This window comes from Rhodococcus sp. T7, assembly GCF_009872365.1.
In the GTDB taxonomy this organism is placed as follows: Bacteria; Actinomycetota; Actinomycetes; order Mycobacteriales; family Mycobacteriaceae; genus Rhodococcus_F.
Window position 1 is genome coordinate 131,959 of sequence record NZ_WXYH01000344.1, and the last position, 22,112, is coordinate 154,070.

The 22,112-nt window shown below is 65.5% G+C and carries 19 protein-coding genes and 2 pseudogenes; 11 read left to right on the plus strand and 10 right to left on the minus strand.

The window, feature by feature from the left end; genetic code table 11:
• Positions 1–101: 101 nt before the first annotated feature.
• Positions 102–692 carry a TetR/AcrR family transcriptional regulator gene (locus MLGJGCBP_RS33130; protein WP_087560311.1) on the minus strand — a complete coding sequence of 197 codons (591 nt, stop codon included), beginning with the start codon at positions 690–692 and terminating at the stop codon, positions 102–104.
• A 283-nt stretch (positions 693–975) separates the two neighbouring features.
• Between MLGJGCBP_RS33130 and MLGJGCBP_RS33135 the strand changes: the two genes are divergently transcribed.
• The 3 genes from MLGJGCBP_RS33135 to MLGJGCBP_RS33145 are packed head-to-tail and all read left to right on the plus strand — an operon-like array spanning position 976 to position 4,200.
• A complete protein-coding gene (locus tag MLGJGCBP_RS33135; protein ID WP_160100950.1) occupies positions 976–2,274 on the plus strand; it encodes a flavin monoamine oxidase family protein in 1,299 nt (432 codons plus the stop codon).
• A gap of 44 nt (positions 2,275–2,318) precedes the next feature.
• Positions 2,319–2,627 (plus strand): hypothetical protein, encoded by a 309-nt coding sequence (locus MLGJGCBP_RS33140; RefSeq protein WP_160100952.1) that lies wholly within the window; start codon positions 2,319–2,321, stop codon positions 2,625–2,627.
• A gap of 31 nt (positions 2,628–2,658) precedes the next feature.
• Positions 2,659–4,200: an APC family permease gene (locus MLGJGCBP_RS33145; protein WP_160100954.1), complete on the plus strand. Its 1,542-nt coding sequence runs from the start codon at positions 2,659–2,661 to the stop codon at positions 4,198–4,200.
• A gap of 38 nt (positions 4,201–4,238) precedes the next feature.
• On the opposite strand, the gene MLGJGCBP_RS33150 is transcribed toward MLGJGCBP_RS33145, so the two are convergent.
• Positions 4,239–4,928, minus strand: a complete 690-nt coding sequence (locus tag MLGJGCBP_RS33150) for a GntR family transcriptional regulator (protein ID WP_160100956.1) — start codon at positions 4,926–4,928, stop codon at positions 4,239–4,241.
• A 223-nt stretch (positions 4,929–5,151) separates the two neighbouring features.
• Between MLGJGCBP_RS33150 and MLGJGCBP_RS33155 the strand changes: the two are divergent.
• Positions 5,152–6,664: pseudogene (locus MLGJGCBP_RS33155) on the plus strand (aldehyde dehydrogenase family protein).
• Positions 6,665–6,870: 206 nt separating this feature from the next.
• Positions 6,871–7,032 (plus strand): hypothetical protein, encoded by a 162-nt coding sequence (locus MLGJGCBP_RS52180; RefSeq protein WP_236581502.1) that lies wholly within the window; start codon positions 6,871–6,873, stop codon positions 7,030–7,032.
• Between the two features lie 41 nt (positions 7,033–7,073).
• Here MLGJGCBP_RS52180 and MLGJGCBP_RS53845 read toward each other — a convergent pair.
• The 3 genes and pseudogenes from MLGJGCBP_RS53845 to MLGJGCBP_RS33170 form a co-directional block, all read right to left on the minus strand.
• Positions 7,074–7,166: pseudogene (locus MLGJGCBP_RS53845) on the minus strand (GntR family transcriptional regulator); the annotation flags it as partial.
• 165 nt (positions 7,167–7,331) lie between these two features.
• Positions 7,332–7,961, minus strand: coding sequence for a hypothetical protein (locus MLGJGCBP_RS52190; RefSeq protein ID WP_268960790.1), 630 nt, complete (start codon positions 7,959–7,961; stop codon positions 7,332–7,334).
• A complete protein-coding gene (locus MLGJGCBP_RS33170) occupies positions 7,906–8,439 on the minus strand; it encodes a MarR family winged helix-turn-helix transcriptional regulator (RefSeq protein ID WP_160100958.1) in 534 nt (177 codons plus the stop codon). Before MLGJGCBP_RS33170 ends, MLGJGCBP_RS52190 begins: the two co-directional genes overlap by 56 nt.
• A gap of 898 nt (positions 8,440–9,337) precedes the next feature.
• On the opposite strand from MLGJGCBP_RS33170, the gene MLGJGCBP_RS33175 reads away from it, so the two are divergent.
• Together MLGJGCBP_RS33175 and MLGJGCBP_RS33180 are read left to right on the plus strand one after the other, a co-directional pair.
• Complete coding sequence (locus MLGJGCBP_RS33175) at positions 9,338–10,543, plus strand: FUSC family protein (RefSeq protein ID WP_160100960.1); 1,206 nt, start codon at positions 9,338–9,340, stop codon at positions 10,541–10,543.
• A gap of 2 nt (positions 10,544–10,545) precedes the next feature.
• The gene (locus MLGJGCBP_RS33180; protein WP_160100962.1) at positions 10,546–11,295 is read left to right on the plus strand and encodes an SDR family NAD(P)-dependent oxidoreductase; all 750 of its coding nucleotides are present in this window, start codon (positions 10,546–10,548) and stop codon (positions 11,293–11,295) included.
• 52 nt (positions 11,296–11,347) lie between these two features.
• On the opposite strand, the gene MLGJGCBP_RS33185 is transcribed toward MLGJGCBP_RS33180, so the two are convergent.
• A complete protein-coding gene (locus MLGJGCBP_RS33185; RefSeq protein ID WP_160100964.1) occupies positions 11,348–12,808 on the minus strand; it encodes an aldehyde dehydrogenase family protein in 1,461 nt (486 codons plus the stop codon).
• Positions 12,809–13,120: 312 nt separating this feature from the next.
• Between MLGJGCBP_RS33185 and MLGJGCBP_RS33190 the strand changes: the two genes are divergently transcribed.
• Together MLGJGCBP_RS33190 and MLGJGCBP_RS33195 are read left to right on the plus strand one after the other, a co-directional pair.
• Positions 13,121–14,206, plus strand: coding sequence for a zinc-binding dehydrogenase (locus MLGJGCBP_RS33190; protein WP_160100966.1), 1,086 nt, complete (start codon positions 13,121–13,123; stop codon positions 14,204–14,206).
• Positions 14,207–14,289: 83 nt separating this feature from the next.
• On the plus strand, positions 14,290–14,928 hold the full coding sequence (locus MLGJGCBP_RS33195) for a TetR/AcrR family transcriptional regulator (protein WP_160100968.1): 639 nt from the start codon (positions 14,290–14,292) through the stop codon (positions 14,926–14,928).
• A 35-nt stretch (positions 14,929–14,963) separates the two neighbouring features.
• Here MLGJGCBP_RS33195 and ilvA read toward each other — a convergent pair whose 3' ends face one another.
• Genes ilvA through MLGJGCBP_RS33215 form a run of 4 tightly spaced genes read right to left on the minus strand, consistent with a single transcriptional unit; the run spans position 14,964 to position 19,931 of the window.
• Positions 14,964–16,226, minus strand: a complete 1,263-nt coding sequence (gene ilvA / locus MLGJGCBP_RS33200) for a threonine ammonia-lyase IlvA (protein ID WP_160100994.1) — start codon at positions 16,224–16,226, stop codon at positions 14,964–14,966.
• Between the two features lie 20 nt (positions 16,227–16,246).
• On the minus strand, positions 16,247–17,488 hold the full coding sequence (locus MLGJGCBP_RS33205; protein WP_160100970.1) for an acyl-CoA dehydrogenase family protein: 1,242 nt from the start codon (positions 17,486–17,488) through the stop codon (positions 16,247–16,249).
• Positions 17,485–18,672, minus strand: a complete 1,188-nt coding sequence (locus tag MLGJGCBP_RS33210) for an acyl-CoA dehydrogenase family protein (RefSeq protein ID WP_160100972.1) — start codon at positions 18,670–18,672, stop codon at positions 17,485–17,487. The genes MLGJGCBP_RS33205 and MLGJGCBP_RS33210 overlap by 4 nt, the downstream gene beginning before the upstream one ends.
• 11 nt (positions 18,673–18,683) lie before the next feature.
• Positions 18,684–19,931 carry a CaiB/BaiF CoA transferase family protein gene (locus MLGJGCBP_RS33215; RefSeq protein WP_160100974.1) on the minus strand — a complete coding sequence of 416 codons (1,248 nt, stop codon included), beginning with the start codon at positions 19,929–19,931 and terminating at the stop codon, positions 18,684–18,686.
• Positions 19,932–20,122: 191 nt separating this feature from the next.
• Here MLGJGCBP_RS33215 and MLGJGCBP_RS33220 point away from each other — a divergent pair, with 191 nt between their 5' ends.
• Both MLGJGCBP_RS33220 and MLGJGCBP_RS33225 read left to right on the plus strand, forming a co-directional pair.
• On the plus strand, positions 20,123–20,917 hold the full coding sequence (locus MLGJGCBP_RS33220) for a FadR/GntR family transcriptional regulator (protein WP_160100976.1): 795 nt from the start codon (positions 20,123–20,125) through the stop codon (positions 20,915–20,917).
• 114 nt (positions 20,918–21,031) lie between these two features.
• Positions 21,032–21,898 (plus strand): enoyl-CoA hydratase-related protein, encoded by an 867-nt coding sequence (locus MLGJGCBP_RS33225; protein ID WP_160100978.1) that lies wholly within the window; start codon positions 21,032–21,034, stop codon positions 21,896–21,898.
• The last annotated feature ends 214 nt before the right edge of the window (positions 21,899–22,112 follow it).

The following is a 22,112-nucleotide window of genomic DNA, read 5'->3' on the forward strand; positions in this document are numbered from 1 at the left end:
CACCGTGACGTCGGTGAGCCTCGTCGGCGCGCGGTGGCGACCCCCTCGGCCACCGCCGGGCTCCCCTCTCCGCCGAGCCCGGTACTGGTCGACGAACGGCGTCAGGTCGAGCGGTGGCCGGCGAGCGCGAGCAGGGTACGCAGGTGCGCCAGCGCAGCGTCGGTCCGTTCCGGGTCGGCGATCGACAACTGCTGGAAGACCAAGCCGTCCAGGGCGGCGAAGACGAGGTGCACGAAGTTCTGGTCGAAGTCCATTTCCCCGCATGCCAGCTCGTCGGCGAGGGCCTGCTCGAAGGTCCGGTACAGCGACTGAACGTGTGGCCGCAGCTCCGGCCTCCGCCGTGATTCGAGAATCAGTTCGTACTGGAACGCGAGATCGTGGGGAAGCGTCTGCACCATCTCCACGATCCCGTCGAAGAGCGCATCGAGGTCCCCGCTTCCCGGCCGTGCGCTGATCGCCGGCACGCTCTTGGCGAGCGAGTACTGCAGCGCCTCCTCGAGCAGAACATCGCGGGTACCGAAATGGTGCGCGACGAGACCGTGCGCTACTCCGGCCTCGCGGGCGACCGCGCGGTAGGTGAGATTGCGCAAGCCCTGTTCGGCACCCACGCGCACCGCAGCTGCGAGAAGCGCCGTCCGCCTCTCGCCATAGCGCAGCGCCGGGCGCGAGTCGGCCGATTCGACGGCAGACATGCCGCTCCTTTCCATGAGCATCGAGAGCCATGACGCCGGTGTGTCGCACCGCCCGGCAGATCCGGGACGCCCAGCTGTGACGGCTGCGGTCTGCGTGTCATGAAGGTTACGGCAGGTATCGATCCGGAAGAAACCATAGTTGTCCACTTGACCAACTTGGCGCGATGGGGCATATTTGTGCCACCGCTCACACTTGTCCACTTGGACATGTTTCTTCCTCCGCTGTCCCTGACACCTCCTCGTGTGCCTTTCGCCCTGCTCATTCGCTTCCAGGAGAAACACCATGAACTACGACACCGATGTGATCATCGTCGGCGGCGGCTTCGCCGGAATCACAGCCGCCCGTGAACTCACCCAACGCGGAATCACCGCCACGATCCTCGAGGGCCGCGACCGGCTCGGCGGGCGCACCTGGACCCGCGACAGCGCCCTGGGCCGGAAACTGGACATCGGCGGCACCTGGGTGCACTGGACCCAGCCCCACGTGTGGGCGGAGATCGGCCGCTACGACCTTCCTCTGGTGGCGAGCCCAGCCGCCGAGCGCGCGCTGTGGCGGGCCGAGGGTGAGGTCCGCACCGGCACCGCCGAGCAACTGTTCGCCCTCCTGGATCCCGGCATGACCGGGGTTCTGGCCGGCTCGGCGGAACTGCTGCCCAACCCGTACCGATTCCGGCCCGTCGGCGACGAGCTCGAGGCACTCGATCACTTCACCATCGCGGACAAGATTGCCGCGCTGAACCTCGATGAGGAACAGCACGACCTGGTCGAAGGCTTCTGGGGCCTGTCCTTCAGCGGCCTGCCCGAGGTCGGCGCCTACACCCAGGCGCTGCGCTGGTGCGCGCTGACCGGCGGGAACTGGCAGCTGATGTTCGAAGCATGCGCGACGTACAAGCTGAAGAACGGAACCAAGTCGCTCCTGGACGCAATCGCCGCCCAGTCCACCGCCGACGTGCAGTTCAACTCGCGAGTCACCCGGATCGAGCAGGATGACGACGGCGTCACCGTCACCGTCGACGACGGCCGGACACTGAAGGCACGCAAGGCGATCGTCACCCTCCCCCTGAACGTGCTGAACACCATCGAATTCAGCCCGGCGCTGCCCAGTGACCTGGTCTCGGTCGCCACCGAGGGTCAGGCCTCGACCGGGGTGAAGGTATGGGTCCGCGTCAAGGGTGACCTCGACAAGGTCGCCGGACTCGGCCCCAGCTCCTGCCCTCTGAACTTCTTCCAGTACGAGTACAACATCGACGGCGACAGCCTCATCGTGGCGTTCGGCTCCGACTCCACGCGCATCGATGTCACCGACCGTCGCGCCGTCGAAGCCGCTCTGCGCGAATGGATCCCCGACCTGGACGTGGTCGCCGTCGACGGACACGACTGGGTCGCCGACGAGCTGTCCGGACAGACCTGGCCGATGCTGCGACCCAACCAACTCGCCGCCGTCCAGGACGCCGCCGTCACCGAACACGGCCACATCCGCCTTGCCGGTAGCGATTACGCCGAAGGCTGGGCCGGGTTCATCGACGGCGCGATCGAGAGCGCCAAGACCGCCGCAGCCCGCATTCTGCCCGAACTGGCCTGACCCACACCACCTCTACTCTCCTCAACAAACCAAAAGGACCCCTCATGTCGTACTGCGCCGAACTGGTCACCTTCACCCTGTCGACGAGCGACGAAGAATTTTTCGCGCTCCGCAAGGCAGCGATCACCGAAGTCAAAGCCGCCCATCCAAAATTGATGTCGGTCCCCTTCTGCGCCAAGCGCGCCGACGGCAGCTGGGTCGATCTGTGGATCTACGAGAGCAAGGAGGCAGCCGACGCCGCCAATGCCGACGCCGCCAACCTCCCCGAGTTCATGAAGATGTTCGCCGTCATCGACGGCGTCGAAATCGAAGTCACCGAATACCCCGAGTCTGCCGTCAGTCCGCTCGCCTGACACCACCGCCCACCCACTGCGAGGAAAAGCCATGAGCAAGAACCCTTCCGGAACACAACACCAATTGCACAAAACACTGCGCTGGTATCACGGTTTCATGCTCGCGCTGCCGATCGCCGCCGGGTTGTTCGTCTCGGTCGGATACGTCATCGGCGCGCTCGGCGCGATTCCCGCCACGGCAATCTGCGTGATCCTCTCGGCCGTCGCCCTCCTGCAGAACAAGATCTTCTCCGAAGTGGCGGCAATGTTCCCCGACAAACCCGGCGGCATCGCCATGTTCGCGACCGAGGCGTGGAAGCGGTACTTCGCCCCACTCGGGCCGCTCGCCGCGTTCGGCTACTGGTGCGGGTGGGCGTTGGTGCTCTCACTGGTCGGGTTGACCATCGGGTCGCTGGTGCAGGCCCAGTGGTTCCCGGACGCGACGTGGACGCTGTTCACCGTGGCCGGCGTCGCGTTCGGATTCCCGCACCTGGTCTCGGCGATCACGATCGCCGCGTGCACGGTGCTCAACGTCGCAGGCATCAAGGTTGCCGTCAGGTTCAACCAGATCATCGGTGCCGCATTCATCCTCGTCCTTGCCGTTCTCGCGATCGGCCCGTTCGTCACAGGCCAATGGCAGTCGGCGAATCTGACCTCCCACATCGACGGCGGCTGGAAGACGTTCGTCGTCTGGCTGTATGTCACCGCCTGGGCGATCTACGGCTCGGAGTTGTGCGCCGTCTTCGCACCCGAATACAAGGACACCAGTCGCGACACCTCGAAGGCACTGACGTCGATCGCACTGTTCATGGTCGGTGCGTACACGATCGTGCCGATCGCGACCACCGGCCAACTCGGCGAGGCTGTGATCACCGACAATCCCATCACCTACGGGGTGGCCAGTGTGCAGGCGATGTCCGGCGGTCTGTCCGGAGTCATCACCGCAATCTTGTGCGGCGCGTTGTTCCTGAGCATGGTCTCCTCGTCCGCCGATGCCGGCCGCGCCCTCTACGGCATCGCGGCCGAAAAGATGTCCATCCGCCAACTCGATCAGCTCAACCGCGCCGGTGTCCCCAGCCGGGCACTGTGGATCACGATGGCCGTCAACCTGCTGATCCTGATTGTCGTCGGCAACCCGGTCGCCATCCTCATCGCCAGCAACCTCGGCTACATTCTGGCGATCACCCTCGCCGTCAGTGGCTTCCTCCTGCTGCGCAAGGATCGTCCGCACTGGCCCCGCCCGATCCGGTTGTCGCGCGCGTGGATCCCGGTCGCGGCCGTCATCACCGCGTTCAACGCCTTCATCCTCGTCGTCGGCGTCCTCAACCCCGACCTCTCCCACGCCGGCGGCTGGAAAGAATGCTACTCGGGGTCGGATTGCTCTCGGTCGGTGTGCTCCTGTTCCTCTATCGACGCCTGGTGCAGGACCGCGTCCCGGTTCAGTGGCGCGACACCACTCCCGACACCCCGGTCGCAGCGGTGGCGCCTCAGTCGCCGGGGACGCTCCGCTGACGTGCTCATGTCCTCGAAAGGTGTTCCGCGTGGCTCGCTCCCCGAGCGGGCCACGCGGCTTTCCCGTGATGGCCACGCCTGAACCTTCTGGTGCCGACGGCGTAGGGATTGTGTTTCGTACTATCCGGCGTCCGCCGACGCAGCCTGCTCGGTCGCCAGGAGCGCTTTGATGCGGTCGGTCGCGTCGAGGAGCGATTCCTCATTGACCGCTGCGGCGGATTCACCCGAGCGGTCCCGGGCAGCAGCAACGAGGCGCTCCTGGAAGCGCCACAGCGGGTCGTCTCCCCCGGAGTCCAGGCTTCCCTGCGCGCCCACGATCTTGTAGGCCCGGCAGTGGTTCCACAGGTTGCGGATCGTCTGCAGAAGAACAGGATTCGCGGCGGCCTCGTACAGGATCGACAGCAGGGCCTCGTCGTGGTCGAGGAGGGCGACCACGCGTCCCTCGTCGACGGCGGCGCGCATCAGCGTAAACTCTGCCTGCATCCGGTCGCAGTCCTCGGCGCTGATCCGCTGCGCGCCGAGCCTGGCGGCCTCCACCTCGAGCAAGCGGCGCACGTCGTACACGTGCACCAACTCGCCGAGGGTCAGGCCCTTCACCACCGCCCCCCGGTGGGGCACGCGTTCGGCCAGACCGGCTTCCTCGAGTCGGCGGATCGCCTCACGCACCGGCATCACGCTGGTTCCCACCTGCTCCGCGAGATCGCGCACCCGCAGGCGGGCACCGGCAGGCAGATCCCCGTTCATGATCGACTCGTGAATCATCGAGTAGACCTGATCGGTCAGAAGTGTCGGCTCGGCGCGCTTGGACATGACCACAGATCACATATTAACCGGAGATCAGATCTCTCTTGTGTGATCTGTGATTACATTTTAGGCTGGTGTGAGACGCAGGCACCGCAGCAGCACGCCCACCTCGGGCGATCCCCGAACACACGCCGTTCCGCCCGCACTGTGCACGCCAGCCGTAATCGGCTCGGGATCCACAACGGACCGGGGCTGCAGCTCGAGTTCCACGATCATGGAGGTTCCACCGATGTCCATCTCTACTCCCGTCGAGGACGTGACGGTACGCCGTGCACCCAGCTCGGCGCCGCTGATCACTGCGGCCGATCTTCCCCCGACCACGCATTTCGTCGACGGTGCGTTCGACGAAGCTGCTCCCGGCGACGTGTTCGATGTGATCGACCCCAGCGCGGAGAGCGTCATCGCGCAGATCCCGCAGGGCAGCATCGCGGACGTCGACCGTGCGGTGAGCGCCGCCGCAGCGGCCGCGGAAGCCTGGGCACGCGTGGTCCCCAAGGAGCGGTCGGAGATTCTGCACAAGATCGCCGACCGGCTCGCAGCGAACGCCGACCTGCTCGCCCGCCTCGAATCGGCGAACGCCGGAAAGCCCCTCGCCGTCTCCCGTGACGACATCGACGGCACCATCGACACCTTCCGCTTCATGGCCGGCGCCCTGCGCGCGACCACGTCCATGGCCGCCGGCGACTACGTCGAGAACCACCTGTCGGTGATCCTGCGCGAGCCCCTCGGAGTGGTCGGAGTGGTCACCCCGTGGAACTACCCCCTACTGATGGCCGCCTGGAAGATCGCGCCCATCCTCGCCGCAGGCAACACCCTCGTGATCAAGCCGTCCGAGCAGACCCCGCTGACGACCCTGAAGTTCGCCGAACTCGTCGCCGACCTGCTGCCCGCCGGAGTGCTGAACGTGGTCACCGGCCGCGGTTCGGTCGTCGGCGCCCGGCTCGCCGAGCACCCGGGACGTGGACATGATCGCCCTCACCGGGTCGGTGGGCAGTGGCCGCGCCGTCGCCCGCGGCGCTGCCGAGACCCTCAAGCGGGTCCACCTCGAACTCGGTGGCAAGGCGCCGGTCGTGATCTTCGCCGACGCCAACGTCGAGGAGGCAGCTGAATCGCTGCGGGTCGCGAGCTTCTGGAACTCCGGGCAGGAATGCGGCGCAGCGTGCCGCGTCCTGGTCCACGAGTCGGTCGCCGACAAGTTCGTCGAACTCTTCGTCGCGCAGGTCCGCGAACTCGCCATCGGCGAACCCGGCTCCGGGGACGACATCGAGATCGGCCCCCTGGTCTCCAAGGCCCATTTCGATCGCGTCGTCGGATACCTCGATCGCGCCGCCCAGCGGGGCATCCGGGTCGCCATCGGCGGAACGGCACTGGCCGGGACCGGCTACTTCGTGGCACCGACGGTGCTCGTCGACGTCCCGGACGGCGCCGAGTGCTCCCGTGAGGAGATCTTCGGACCCGTCGTCACCGTCGAAACCTTCACCGACGAGGACGAGGCCGTGCGCCGCGCCAACGACGTCCCCGTCGGCCTGTCCGCTTCGGTCTGGACCGAGAACGCGCGCCGCAGCCACGACATCGCTGCGCGGCTGGATTCCGGTACCGTCTGGGTCAATTCACACCTGGTGCTGGCCAACGAGGTCCCGTGGGGTGGCTTCAAGGGTTCCGGTTACGGCCGCGACCTGTCGATCTACGCCCTCGACGACTACTCCCGCACCAAGCACGTCATGCACAACCACAGCCGCTGATTCGATCGGCACCACGAACCGACGTCGACGGTGCCGATCGAGTCCTGCCCTGCCGCCCACACGGTCATCCGTGTGGGCGGCACGCTCTTTTCCGGGATCCCGGTTCGAGCGGTGAAATCCTGTGATGGTCCGACGATGTGCTCGAAGGTTCAGGCTGACCGTGGATCCGGAATTCCCCGCACGGTGGACCGTGAAGTCCGGCACACATGTTCGAGAATGCGGAATGCGCTGTCGCCGTCGCGGGTTTCGACCGCAGCGACGAGGTCGGCGAGATAGCTCCACCGGGACAGTCCGTGCCCGACGGCGTCACGTCGTACACGTATTCGAGTTCGTCGATACTCAACTCCCGCACCGACGCTCCACGGTAGGACTCCGTGACGATCAGACCCGCCTGCTCGAGCCGCCCTAACGCCTCCCGGACGGGCATCACGCTGGTGCCCACGAGAGCGGCGACCTCCCGAATCCGCAGCTGCGTCCCCGGCGCCCAGTGACCCTGCGCGATGTGTCCGCAGGGTCTCGTATACCCGGTCCGCGAGCAGGTTTGGCGAAGAAGTCTGCGGTGGAGTCGTTTTCATCTCCCGCAGGACGAGAGTATTCGGCCTGCCCATGAGGACCTCCGAGTTGTGGCGAGATCGCCGGAGAGAGGTCACCGACGGTTACAACCAGCTTATCCCCATTTATGATCACAGATCGAATATATTCCGGAACATGGACACCGACCTGTTCTTCTCCCCCGCGGGTGACACACGGCAGGCGCGGCGCTATCGCGAAGAGTTCGCGTTCCGGGGACGCGGCAGACTAGGCGGAGCCACGTAGCGCATGCCTCCGGGCCGAGCATCGACCGGAGTTTGATCTGGGAGAGTGCGATCATCAAGTAGACCATCAGGATCGTGGCGCCCGACGCGTTGACGGGTGAATGCGAACGCCGTCGTCGGCGAGAAGTACTCGAGCGCAACTCAACCCAACCCAGACCGACGCACAGCGCGGCAAGCAGCGCCCCGCGGGGCACTCCGTTCTTGTCCACCCGAGCGACCGAACGGGGTGCGTTGCTCTGATTGGCCAGCACGAACATCATGCGCGAGGCGGTGTACAGACTCGAATTCAGACAGGACAGCACCGCAACCAGGACCACCGCGTTCATGGTGTCCGGGCCGCCCGGGATTCCCATGACGTTCAAGGCATCGACGAAGGGCGACTTGCCGACCTCGAGGCACCTCGTTCGGCAGCGGACCGTTCCGCGCTCAGCTGTCGGAAACCGCGCCTTCCCTGTCGCCGTGGGCCCCCCTGTCCGCGGAATGCTCCCGCTCCGACGACAGGTAGAGCTGAACGATCGCCTCGTTGTACCGCGAGAACACCGTCGCCAATTGCTGGAGATCCGCCTCTCTCCACTCGTCGAGCATGTCCGCAGTCCCGTCGAGGCGGCGGCGTCGCACCGCGTCCATCGCGCCGATTCCACGATCAGTCAGAGCGATGACACTGCGTCGACGATCAGTTGTTGCCGTCGTCCGCTCGACGAAACCGGCCTTCTGGACCGCATTGACCTGACGTCCAGTAGTCGACGGGTCCAACCCGAGCGCGCCGGCAAGCGCGCTGATATCCATCGGACCTCGGGCATCGAGCATCCGCAGGAGAAGATAGCCCGCGCGATCGACCTCGACGTAGAGGTCACCGCGCCGCCGGATCATCTCCAGGTTCCGTACGAGCACCGCGGATTGAAATTCGATTGCACCCAGTACGCGAGTCTTCTCGAGTGCCTCATCGATCGGTTCGGACATCACTCACCACTCTCAATTTAGCTTTGAGCCCATTTATCGGTATCATACCGCTATCCAAAAATATCGGTACGATACCGGTATATTCTTGCTTTGCTCATCGCCCCAATTGGAGTCGCCAGTGCCCACATCCACAGTCACGTCGAGGGTGCTCGATCGGGTCGCGCGACTGGACCCGGGCAGGGCCGCCTGGCGCAGGGCCGTGACAGCGACCGCAAGTCTCGGCGCTGCCCTGGTCGCCGGGTACGGATACTCAACCCTCATCGCGCCCGCGCACGGAGCAGCGTTGCCGATGATCACCAGCGGCGTCATGGCCATGCAGACTTCGTCTGCGATGGCACATCCAGTGTGGGCGGCGCGTCTACGCGTCGCACTATGGGCACCGCTGTTCTTCGGTAGCGGACTACTGATCCACAGCGTTGCAACCGCTTTGGGCGGGATCGCGGTGGAGATCGTCGCCTTCGCTTTGATGACCTTCATCGCAGTGGGTGTGCGCCGCTTCGGTCCCGACTTCAGCGTTCTCGGACTCACCGGATGGACGGGCTTCTTCATCAGCGCCTTCGCGGCCCCGTCGCTCGCCGAAACTGTCATACTCCTCGGAGGGTTGCCCATCGCCGCATGCGTCACGTTTGCAGTCTCGATTCTGCTCCGGCCGCACCGTCCACAGAACGCACTGGCGCACGTGCTTCGAGCGTGGACTGCGCAGACCGACGCAATTCTCGCTGACGCCGAGGCAATACTGCGCCAGACGAACATGACCCGAAGACGCCGCACAGCCCAACGGATCCTCAACCGGAGTCGGCACCTCACCGAGATCTCCCTGCTCGCCGATGGCTGGCTCGGACAGGCCGCGTCATTCCCGAAGACCACACCGCACAGCATTCGCAGCCATCTGTTCCGGATGCACACGGCTGTCGATACCGTCGTTCGCACTGCGTGCGACGCAGCCGACCGCCTCGACGACTTACGCGCCCATGCCGTCCACGGCATCGTGTCCGCACTGGCTCGCCATGATTCCGACCTTGCCATCACCCGGTCGAACCAACTCCTCGACGGCCGCGAGTCCGTAGATCTGGCTCGCTTTGCCACCGACGCCATCGCGTTGGCCACACTTCGCAGAGACGACTTAACATCGGACGAGCACCTGCTCGTGGAATTCGTTCCGGCAGCATCCATGGCCCCCGACGGATCACTCGGCGGTTCCGCGAGCATCGCGCCGATGGTGAGACCACGAGGGGGTCCACGCACCGCGAGTTGGCATCTCGCAACACGTCAGGCAGTACAGGCCTCCCTCGCCGTCGCCATCGCGGCGGCCGCGGGACTCCTCCTGTCCGTTGAGCATTACACCTGGGCGGCCCTCACGGCGTTCATCATCTTCCTCGGCACCTCGACCCGCGGCGATATCGCCGCGAAGGCCATCTATCGAGCCATCGGAACGTTGACAGGCATGGTGCTTGCCATTCCGATCGTACTTGCGACTGGCGCCCACCCCATCGTGGTGATCGGCATCGCGCTGCTGTGCTGTGCAGTCGGCTACTATCTGATGTCGGTGTCCTACGTCTACTTGATGCTCTGCACCAGCCTTGCGGTCTCCGAGATGTACAACATTATGGGACAGTTCAATTCGGCATTCGCTGCGATTCGCATCGCCGAGGTCCTGGTCGGGTCGATCGTCGCGGTACTCGTGGCCACCCTCGTCGTCCCGATCAGCACCACCGACGCGATTACCCATGCACGACAACAGCTCTTCCGATCGATTCGTGAACTTCTGAACACCGCCGCGGGCCATATCCATGAGCAACGACCAGTCGACCACCACGAAATGCTGAGAATGGGCAAGTTGGTCGAAGAACACACGCGCCAGCTCTCCGTTGTCGCCGCGCCTCTGAGAGTGTTTCGCAGGGGGCGGTCGGCGATCGACATTCGTGTAGCACTCCGAAAATACGACGAATACTGCATACACACCCGTCGAGTGGTGAGCTCGCTTCCTGAGCACGGGGTGGGAGCGCTTGGAGAATGTGCCGACCTGCGCTGTCGACTACACGAGTCACTGGAAGCACTGTCCGAGAAATTGAGTATCGAAATGAAGCCGAAGAAAGCGAGCTAGTCATGCAACTCGAAGGAAAACGCATCATCGTGACCGGAGCAGCACAGGGCATGGGTGCCACGTGCGTGCGCGCCTACGTCCGAGAAGGCGCAGCCGTGGCCGCGATCGACGTCAAAGACGAACTCGGTCGGCAAACCGCATCCGATGCGACCTCGACAGGTCCGGGGACCGCCTCATACCTCCACGCTGACGTTTCCGACCGCGCACAGGTGAACGCCGCGTTCGACGAAGCAGTCCACCGCCTCGGCGGACTCGACGTCTTGGTCAACGTGGCGGGTGTGCAACGAGCGCGGCCCGCAGAAACATTCACCGACGAAGACCTCGACTTCCTACTCGGTATCAACCTTCGCGGAACCGTCCTCACCAACCAGGCAGCATTCTCCTCGATGCGCGACAGCGGATCCGGAACGATACTGAATTTCGGATCCGACGCCGGCCTCACGGCGATGCCGGGACTGGCAGCATACTCCGCGACAAAGGGCGCGGTCATGGCCTGGACACGCACCATCGCATCGGAGTGGGGACCACTCGGAATCCGCGCGAATTCAGTGATTCCGGCGATCCAAACGCCGATGACCACCTCAGGGGCTTCCGAACGAGACAACATCTATTCCAGCGTTCCCCTCGGCGGGAAACTCGGTGACCCTGAACTGGACTTCGCCCCCGTCATGGTTTTCCTGGCCGGTGACGGAGCACGTTTCATCACCGGCCAAGCCCTCGCCGTCAACGGCGGACTCGGCATGGTCCGATAAGCATCGACCGTCCGACCCGCCGTTGCGGCGCATGGGCGCCTTGCGGACGCTGCTACTTCAGGTAGTCGCGAAAGGCTTTGGCAGCTCCGGCGACTGCCTGGTCGATCGCGAATTGGAATTCCTCGTCGAGCAGGGCTCGTCCGTTGAGACCGTCGGAGATCCCGCGTTCCTGGGTCACGTTCGCCACGGTGCGTCGGTGGGTGAAGGTGTCGAAGCCGTTTCTGCCGTGGTAGGCCCCGGAGCCTGAGTTGCCGAGCCCGCCGAACGGGGCGCCCGGCAGGAAGGCGTGGTAGATGCCGTCGTTGCGGGTGACTCCGCCGCTGTTCGTGTGGTCGAGGAAAGTGCGAAACTCCTCCGTGTCCTCCCCGTACCAGTAGGACCCCAGCGGGGTGGGCCGTTCCTGCAGGTAGTCGACGACTTCTTGGATGGTGTCGTAGATATAGATGGGGAGAATCGGTCCGAAGATCTCCTCGCGGGAGATCGTTGCCGTCTCCGGGACGTCGAGCAGGATCGTCGGTGGAATGCGTCGTGATGCCCGGTCGGGCAGGTTGCCCAGTTCGGTCTCGGGGGCGACGACGATCTTGGTCGCGCCCTTTTCCACCGCGTCCTCGACGAGGCCGACCACGCGGTCGTAATTTCGGTCGTTGACGATCGAGACCACGCCGGGATTGTGGAGGAAGTCGGGGAACAGCGCCTCGAATTCCTGGCGGAGTGCCGCGACGAGTTCGTCCCTGCGTTCCCGAGGAACGAAAACGTAGTCGGGGCACAGACAGATCTGTCCGCTGTTGAGGGCGCGGGTGCCGGCGATGCGGTGCGCCGCGAGTTCCAGATCGGCGTCTCGCGCGACGACGACCGGGTTCTTTCCACCCAGCTCCAGGGTGACGGGAACCAGGTTCTTTGCCGCCGATTGGGCGACGAGGCTACCGACGCCCGGCGATCCGGTGAAGAACAGATGGTCCAGCTCGAGTTCTGCGAATGCCTGGGCGGTGGCGAGATCGCCGCTGAACACCGCGAACTCGGTCTCGTCGAGGCTCTCGGAGAAGAGAGCCTTGATGAGCTGTCCTGTCCGAGAGTGGAATTCGGAGAAGTTCAGCATCACGCGGTTGCCTGCGGCGAGAGCGGCCATGGCCGGCTCGAAAGCAAGGATGATCGGGAAGTTCCACGCGCCGATCACGCCGACCACGCCCTTGGGCTTCTGCTGAACGAAGCCGCCGGGAACGTCCGTCGGCTCCATCCACTCCTCGAGCGACGCCAGGGTGGCCTGCACATCGGAGACCCAGGATGTGGCCTCGAACGCTTTCGTCAGCTCCGGTGGCCGAAATCCGTAGTCCAGGCTGAGGGTTTCGGAGATCGCGTCGATGTTGTCGAGGATCGTCACCGCCACCCGGCTGACCCGGTCGCGCCGAACCGCAGCGCTGACGTGCCCTTCTCGAAGGAAGGCGTCGCGCTGGATTCGGAGAATCCGCTCCAACTCTTCCTTCGCGACATGCTGGGTGGGAGCTTCTACGGTCATTTTCGTCTCCATTTCACCGCACGAGCTTCGATGCTCGAACGGATGCACTATGGGCCCCGTCGTGGTGCGACACACGTGTCGGCGACCGACGTCGATGCCCTCGACTCCGGCAGAACGTGGTCTGCGCCACATTCGATTTCCGCCATGACAGTAACCCGGCACACCCCGTTTGCACCAGACTTTCCGGACTTCAGTTCAAAAGATTCCGAACTTTGGTTCAGAAGTTGTACAGTGGGCGCATCCCGACGGGTCACCCCCGGTTCGCCCGCGACGCTGGCGGCGAACCCTTCCGCGTTACAGGGAGATTCAGGTATGAAAGCTGTTGTCGTCAACGAGTTCGGCGGAGGATTCCACACCGAGGAGGTGACCATCGACGATCCGATCGGGATGGAGGTCCTGCTCGACGTCAAGGCGTCGGGGCTGTGCCACAGCGACATGAGTGTGGCCAATTACGACCTCGGCTACCCCGTTCCCGCCGTCTTCGGCCACGAGGTCGCCGGTGTGGTAACCAAGATCGGGCCCGACGTGACCGACTTCTCGGTCGGTGACCACGTGGTCGGCTCCCTCATCCAGTGCTGCGGTCACTGCATCAACTGTCTGGGCGGCCGCAGCCACCAGTGCCTGCGTCCCGAAGCCACGCTCCGCGCCGCAGGGCAGGCGCCGCGGCTCACTCGCCCCGGAGCAGACGTCACCCAGGGGTTCGGGCTGGGCGGATTCGCACAGCAAGCGCTCGTCCACTCGAACCAACTCGCCAAGATCTCGCCCGAGATGCCCTTCCCCCAAGCTGCACTGCTCGGCTGCGGCGGACTCACCGGCACGGGAGCGGTCCTGAACACTGCCGACGTCCAGGCGGGCGAGAGCGTCGTCATCGTCGGGGCCGGAGGAGTCGGCCTGCACGCCGTCAATGGCGCGGTCATCGCCGGCGCCTCTCCGATCATCGTGATCGACGTCAACGACACCAAGCTCGACAAGGCGAAGCAGTTCGGGGCGACGCACATGATCAACTCCACCCGGACGGATCCCGTCGCGGCGGTGAAGGAGATCACCGGAACGGGTGCCGACTACGTGTTCGACTTCGTCGGCATCGGGGCCGTGCAGGAGCAGGGAATCGCGATGCTGGCCAAGGGCGGCGGACTGTACGTCGTCGGCGTCACGCCCGGACAGACCATGACCGTCGACGGATACGACCTGCTCCAGGGACAGAAGACGATCACCGGGATCTACATGGGTTCGGGCGTGTTGCAGCGTGACGTCCCCCGGTACGTCGACATGTACCTTTCGGGCAGGATCCAACTCGACGGCCTCGTCTCCAAGGAGATCTCACTGGACGAGGTCGCGGAGGGCTACGCCTCCCTCGCAGATCCGTCGATCACGCGCGTGGTGATCACGAAGTTCTAGAGACAGCCGTTCAGTGGGGTGATCATTCGAGAGCCCGGCCCGCCGGTCACATCGCCGGCGGGTCGTACTCTGATGACATGGAGATGGAGTCCGCCGACATGTCGCCGATCCAGATCGTGCGCAAGACTCACGGCGAATCGCGGGATCCCCGCGTGCCTCGGACCCGAGCGAAGATCTTCGACGCCGTCGAGAGCCTCGTCGCACGCAATGAGGAACCTATCTCGGTCCCCGCGATCGTGCGCGAAGCGGGGATCTCGAAGACCTCGTTCTATTCCCATTTCGCGAGCTTCGACGAACTCGCCCTCCAGATCGTCGAGCGGGCGTACCTGCAACTGGCCGAGATCAACGAAGCTGTGCGCTCCGATTCCACCCTCGAATGGCCCGCGCAGGTGCGCGAATCACATGAGCAGCTCGTCGGCCACTACGTCGAGCACCGCTCCCTCTATGTCGCCGTTCTCGCGCTACCCCTCTCACGGAAAGTTCACACGAGAGCGGTCCGCTCGATGGCGGCCGACATCGAACCCGGAATCGTCGACAACCCCCGACGGCCGCCGGGACTGCGACCCCATCTCGCGGCCAGCATGATCGCGAGCGCAGTGGTCGGGTTCCTCGACGAATGGCTCGAAGACGACTTCGACGCCACCCCTGAGGAACTCGTCGAACACATCATGGAACTACTTCCCGCCTGGTACACCGGCCGGGACTGCGAATCTCGCGGCTGACACCACCCGGCGGTTCGGTGGAAGAACTGCATCAGTCAGATGAGGTACCGAAACTCCGGTGTGCCCGGCGCAATGCGCTGCACCTCGAGTGGTGAGGCGTCCAGCCGCGCAAGGATCAACGGCAGAGTGTCGGCCGCGTGCAGTTCGATCCCCACGAGTGCGGCACCGAACTCGCGGTTGTTGCGCTTGATGTACTCGAACATGGTGATGTCGTCGTCGGGACCGAGCACCTGATCGAGGAACCGGCGTAGCGCGCCGGGCTGTTGCGGGAAGTCCACCAGGAAGTAGTGCTTGAGACCTCGGTGCACGAGTGATCGCTCGATGACCTCGTTGTAGCGCGAAACATCGTTGTTGCCACCCGAAATCACGCACACGACAGTCGTTCCCGGTGCGATCGGCAGTCCCGCGAGTGCGGCGACGGACAGCGCGGCGGCCGGCTCGGCGATGATGCCCTCGTTCTGATACAGGTCGAGCATCGCCGTGCACACGGCACCCTCGTCGACCCGAGTCATCGTGATCCGGTCGAGGCGGGATACCACCGCGTACGGGATGTCACCGACGCGCTTGACGGCCGTCCCGTCGACGAACGGATCCACATCCGGCAGCGTCACCGGACCGCCCGCGGCGAGTGCGGCGGCCATCGATGCCGCGCCGGACGGTTCCACCCCGACGATCGACGTGCACGGCGACGTGGTCTGCAGGTAGGCGCCGATTCCGGCAAGGCAGCCACCACCGCCCACCGGAACCAGGACCAGGTCCGGTGCCGAGGGCAACTGGGCGAGTAGCTCGCGGGCGATGGTGCCCTGCCCCGCCGCGGTACGGGTGTCGTCGAACGGCGCAACCATCGTGGCCCCGGTGCGAGCGACGTCGTCAGCCGCGGCCTCTGCCGCCGCGTCGAACGTGTCACCGACCGCAATGAGCTCGACGAACGCTCCGCCGTGAGCATGGATACGGTCCCGCTTCTGCTTCGGAGTTCGGGTGGGTACGTAGATCCGCCCCGCCACCCCCATTGCCCGGCACGCATACGCCACGCCCTGGGCATGGTTGCCCGCACTCGCTGTGACGACGCCTGCCTCACGTTCGCGAGAGGAAAGCTGTGCCATGACGTTGTATGCACCGCGCAGCTTGTACGAACGGACGCGGGTGAGGTCCTCACGTTTGAGGTAGACGTCGGCACCGGTGAGTTCCGACAGACGCTCGCAGTATTCGAGCGGCGTCGGCGGCACTACCGTCGAGATTCGCTCCGCCGCCGCGTCGACGTCGGTCACACAGAGCGCGGGCAGATGCGCCGGAACCATTGCCGGGACCGTCTCGGAACTCACGGCTGCGGTCGCGGTTCTCGCGGCAGCCCGAGGACCTGTTCACCGATCATGTTGTGGACTACCTCGTCGGTGCCCGCCATGATGTGCATGCCCGGCTCTCCGAGGACGAACTGGTTCCACGCGAACGTGCCCCATTCGCCGGTGTCGGCAGCGAGCCGTGGACCGAGCAGATCGGTGACGAAGCGCGATGCCAAACGCAGGTTGTTCGACAGTGTCAGCTTCGCGAGTAGTGGAGACGCCGTCGGGTTGTCCCCTGCCCGGCGCCGTGCGGTGGTGACGTGCTGGAGATGCTTCGCCGCCCGGAACGCCGTGACTACCTCTGCCAATCGCTGCCGGACGATGGGGTCGTTCTCCAGGCCGAGGGCTCGGACCAGCGCGACCAGGCGCTCCCCGTTGGCCACACCGGCACCGCCCCGCCCCATCCCCACACCGATCGCGGTGCGTTCGATCTTCAACGTTTCCTGCGCCACCTCCCACCCCTGTCCGCGGGCCCCGATTCGGTGGGAATCGGGGACGCGGACACCGGTGAGGAACACCTCGTTGAAGGAGGAGCCCCCGGTGATCTGCCGCAACGGCCGCACTTCGACGCCGGGTTGCCGCATGTCCACCAGGAACGCGGTCAGACCTTTGCGCCCGGGCACCTGGGATTCGGTGCGGCACAGCGCGAGCCCGATATCGGCGTAGTGGGCGTCCGACGTCCAGACCTTCTGGCCGTCGACGATCCAGGTGTCGCCGTCCTGTACGGCCTTCGTCGTGAGGCTCGCGAGGTCGGAGCCGGCACCGGGTTCGCTGAACAACTCGCATCCGATGACGTCGCCGCGAAACAGGCCTCGGACGTGTTGCCGGGCGATCTCCGGATCCGCGTAGCGGAGCAAGATCGGCGTCAGCACCCGGTCGAGCTTGAAGAATGCCTGTGAGGGAGTGTCGAACTGCGCCTCGAGCGCCGCGAAACGGCGCTGGGATGCGGCGTCCAGCCCCGCGCCTCCGTGCTCGACGGGCCCGTCGAGCCAGCCCAAACCGGCATCGAAGCGCGTGCGGCGGTAGGTGCGCGCGACGTCGAGTTCGGCACGCTCGACGTCGGGATCGGGGTCGTCCCAGATCGCTACCGCACCGTCATCCCCCTCGCCCCACACGAGTGGACCCTGAGTGCGACTGCGTCGGCGGCGATCGGCCAGAAACGACAAGGCTCTGTTCTCGAGTTCGTCGTCCGACAGGACACGTTCATCGTCGACCTTCATTGCACCCTCCGGGATTCGGGAGGCGACGTCGAGGCGTCGCTGCGTGTAGTTCGGTCCAGTAGAGAGGTGGCCACGACTTCGTGGTGCCTGCGCGGGTCTCCGAAGAGCGCGCGGGTGGAGATCGCCCGCCGGAAGTACAAGTGCGCCGAATGTTCCCACGTGAATCCGATTCCGCCGTGGATCTGGATGCTGTCGGCAGAGGCGCGGTCGAACGCCGCCGACGCGAGCGTCTTGGCAATGGACGCGGCCGGCTCGGCGTCGGCCGAGTTCACCGTCAGACAGGACGCAGCGTAATACACTGCCGCACGCGCTGATTCGATCTCGAGATACATATCGACACACTTGTGCTTGATCGCCTGATACGAACCGATTACCCGCCCGAACTGCGTGCGGGTCCCGGCGTATGTCACCGCAATGTCGAGGCAATACTGCGCTCCCCCGACCTGTTCGGCCGCCAGCAGCACGGCCGCACGCGTGAGTACGGCCTCGACCGTGGGCGCCGCGGCACCGAGCACGCCGACCGCGGTCGCCGGAACGTCGTGGAAGTCGAGCCGGGCCTGGCTCCGGGTGCCGTCGAGAGTTGCCATCGGCGAGCGGACGAGGCCGGGTAGCGGACCTTCGGCGGCGAACACCGACGGACCCTCGTCGGTGTCGGCGACCACGAGAACGAGATCGGCCGAGGCACCGTCGAGGACGTGGTGAACGGTGCCGTCCAGCCGCCAACCGTCCCCGTTCCGTGTCGCCCGCACCTGTGGTTTCCGCGCGGGTTCCCAATGACCGTCGGCGCCGGTGTAACCGAGCGTGCCGGTGATCTGCCCCGCCGCGAGGGCCGGGACCAGACGCTCGCGCGCTGACGCGTCGCCCGCCTGCATCAGCGTGCCTATCGCGAGTGCCGTCGTGGCCAGGAGCGGCGACGGCAGGAGCGACTTGCCGAGTTCCTCCATCGCGACCGCGAGGAATTCGTAGCCCGCCCCGGCGCCGCCCAGTTCCTCGGGGACGGTCAGTCCGGCCAATCCGAGTTGTTCGGCCATGATCTGCCAGGTTCGCGAATCGAGTGGTGTATTCGTCTCGGCGAGCGTGCGCACCGCCGCCTCGCCGGCGTGGCGCTCACGGAATGCCGCGACGACGTCGCGCAGTTCGGCGAGTTCGCTGGGCCAGGTGTAGTCCGCAGTCGTGGTGGTCATCGGAGCACCGTCTATGCCGGCTCGGTGACGGTGGATGTCGTGACCACGCTCTTGTCGAGCAGTGCGCGGATTTCGTCGTGGGTGAAGCCGGCCTCCCCCAGGATCTCGACCGAGTGCTCACCGAGAAGCGGTGCGTAGCCCCGGGGCTGGGCGGGCGTTCCGTGGAGCCGGAACGGCGTGTTGGGGACCGGGTACCGACCGTGGATGGGGTGCTCGAGTTCGGTGATGGAATGGTTGTGCACCACCTGCGGTTCGGTGAAGACGTCCTCGAGCCGGTGAACGGGTCCGCACGGCACCGCGACCTGGTCGAGGCGTTCGAGCCAGCTCGCGGCGGTGTGCCCCGCGAAGATCGGGATGAGAATGTCGTTGAGCGCTCCACGGTTCGCGACGCGGTCTGCGTTGGTGACGAAGCGCGGGTCGTCGGCCAGTTCGGGGCGGTCGATGACCTTGGTCAAGCGCAGCCAGAACCGGTCGTTGAGGCACGCGACGATGAAGTCCTTGCCGTCGCCGCCCTGGTAGGGCTGGTACGGAGCGATTTGCGGATGTCCTCCGCCCTGCGGTCGTACGGGAACCTTCGTGCGGTCGTAGTGCGTCAGGATGTTGGCGAGCATCGCGATCTGGCCGTCCAGCAGATTCACGCTGACCTTCTGGCCGTGACCGTTGAGATCGCGGGCACGCAGCGCGGAGACGATCGAGAATCCGAGCAGGAAGGAGCCGACGAAGTCGGCCATCGGGACACCGGCCTTGATCGGGGGGCCGTCGGTCTCACCGGTCAGTCCCATGATCCCGCCGATGGCCTGTCCCAGCAGGTCCATGCCGGGTTGGTGGGCACGAGGCCCGTCCTCGCCGAATGCGGTCAGCTGGCAATACACCAGCTGGTCGTTGAGCTTGCCCATCGACTCGTAATCGATCCCGAGGCGGGTGACGGCATCCGGCCGGAATCCGACGATCATGACGTCTGCGTCGGCGACCAGACGCCGCAGCACGTCCATCCCCTCGGACTCGTGCAGGTCGAGTGTCAGTGACCTTTTGCTGCGGTTGACTCCGTAGAAGTAGGCGCTGTCGCCGACGCCGAACAGATTGTCGATGTACCGGAAGCTCTCCCCCGTCGGGGGCTCGATCTTGATCACATCGGCGCCCAGGTCACCGAGCAGAGACGCTGCATACGGGCCTGCGCCGACCTGCGAGAGGTCGACGACACGAACGCCTGACAGGGGAAGGCGATCACCGGGCATCTGGAGGTTGTCATCGTGCGGCATGTGAAGTCCTTCGATCCGTGGGGAGCGGGTGCGCTGCGGAGCATCGCGGGCACTTCCGGTCCCTCAATGGTAGGGCCATTGACTTAATTCAGGTACACCCGAAGCAGAAAGTCAAGGCCTGACCAGGCCTTGACTTCACGGCAGGGATGGGGTTTCAATGGCTCAACCAATGAAATCGGAGGTACGAGCGCATGACCGCACTGGTAGCGAAACGGCACCGGAGCGGAGCGGACGCGTCGAAACCGGGAATGATTGGCACCATGACCGAACCCGCCGACATCCAGTTCCGCCCGGCCCGGCCCCGCCGCGCCTTCGACGAGATCATCGACCAGGTGCGGGCCCAGGTTCGGCAGGGCAAGCTGCCACCGGGAAGCCGTCTGCCCTCGGAGCGCACACTCGCCGCTCAATTCGAGGTCAGCCGCAACACCGTGCGTGAAGCCATTCGGATGCTCGAAGTCACGGGCGTCGTGACCATCAAGAAGGGAGCCACCGGCGGAGCGTTCATCGCCCCCACCGATCCCGTCAGCATCTCGAAGGCATTGTCCGACAATCTCCTCCTGACGCGATACTCGCTGTCGGATCTGACCGAAGCACGTGAGGAAATCGAGACCGTTGCGGTCACGACGGCCTGCGCCCGACGCACCGACGACGATCTCGCGCGAATGGAGGATCTACTCCACAAGGCCGACGACCTCGCCGCCCGGGAAGACTGGAACGGCAAGACCGAGGCGATCATCGAATTTCATTGCCTCATCGGCGAAGCCACTCAGAACCCGATCATCGCGACGATGATGCGCTCGCTGATGGATCTGCTCACCGAGTTCACCCTGCGCTTCGGTGCCGAGGTACCGACCGGTGATGCCCTGCACAGCCCGCGCGCTCTGCTCGAGCACATTCGCCGTCGCGACGCCGACGCCGCCGTGGCCGAGCTCGTTCACAACACCCGTCGGGTCCACCATATGTGGCTCGCCGACGCCGAAGAATAAGACACGTCTGATCGTTTCCGACCTGGCCGGCGTCCTCGGGACGTGGGCGGCCCCGGCACGCCTTCACCACGCCGGGCGGTGGGTCGATCATGCGCACCACGAGAGGGAATCACCATGGATCTGAAGGTCACCCGCTACGAAATCCGCGACAACGGCGTCGCCACGGTGTGGCTCGACCGCCCCGGCCGCGGCAACTCCTGGACCTCCCGCATGAATGCGGAACTGCGCTGGACCATGGCAACCCTCGACGCCGATCCCACCGTCCGGGTCGTGGTCCTCACCGGCGGCGGCGACCAGTTCTGCGTCGGCGCCGACACCAAGGCACTCGACTTCTACACCGAGACCGACGAAAAGTATTCCGACACCGTCAACAAGCCCGACTTCGCCCGCCCCGGCCACGGGGTGAACCCGGAGTTCGACCACGACCTGGTGTGGATGTGGGGCCTGCGGGTTCCGCTGATCGCCGCCATCAACGGACCGTGCGCCGGTATCGCGGTCGCCCTGGCCGGTTACTGCGACCTCCGCTACGCCGTCGAGGGCGCCAAGTTCACCACCGCGACCCCACGCCTGGGACTGCCCGCCGAGTACGGCCTGGCCTGGCTGCTGCCCCGCATCGTCGGACTGGCGAACGCCGCCGACATCCTCATCACCGGACGCATCCTGCGCTCCGAAGAACTCCTGCGCATGGGTTTCCTCAACGGCGTGCACCCGCGGGACGAACACTTCCTGGACACGGTCTACGAGGTCGCCGACTACATCGCCACCCAGGTGTCCCCCGCCTCCGCGACCGGCGCCAAACGCCAGATCTACGCCGAGCTCCTGCACTCGAACGTCGGCACCGCCATCGAAGACTCGAAGGACCTGATCGAGCAGTTCATGCAGCAGCCCGATTTCAAGGAAGGCGTCGCCGCCATGGCCGAACGCCGTGCCCCGCAGTTCGCCGCACCCGCCCCCGACACCCTGCCCGCACCACCCGCCTGAGCCTCCCGCCCCCGATCCACCCTGCGCGACCGCACGAAACGGACCACACCTGATGACCACACCCTCGACCACAGTGCACGACCACACCGACCCCGCCGCCGACGGTTTCCGGTGGAGCCGGGAGACCACCGACGACCTCGTGCACGGCCGCCCGTGCCGGGTCTACCGCCACCGGCGCACCGCCGTCGCGCAACTGTTGCTCGACGCCCGCCAC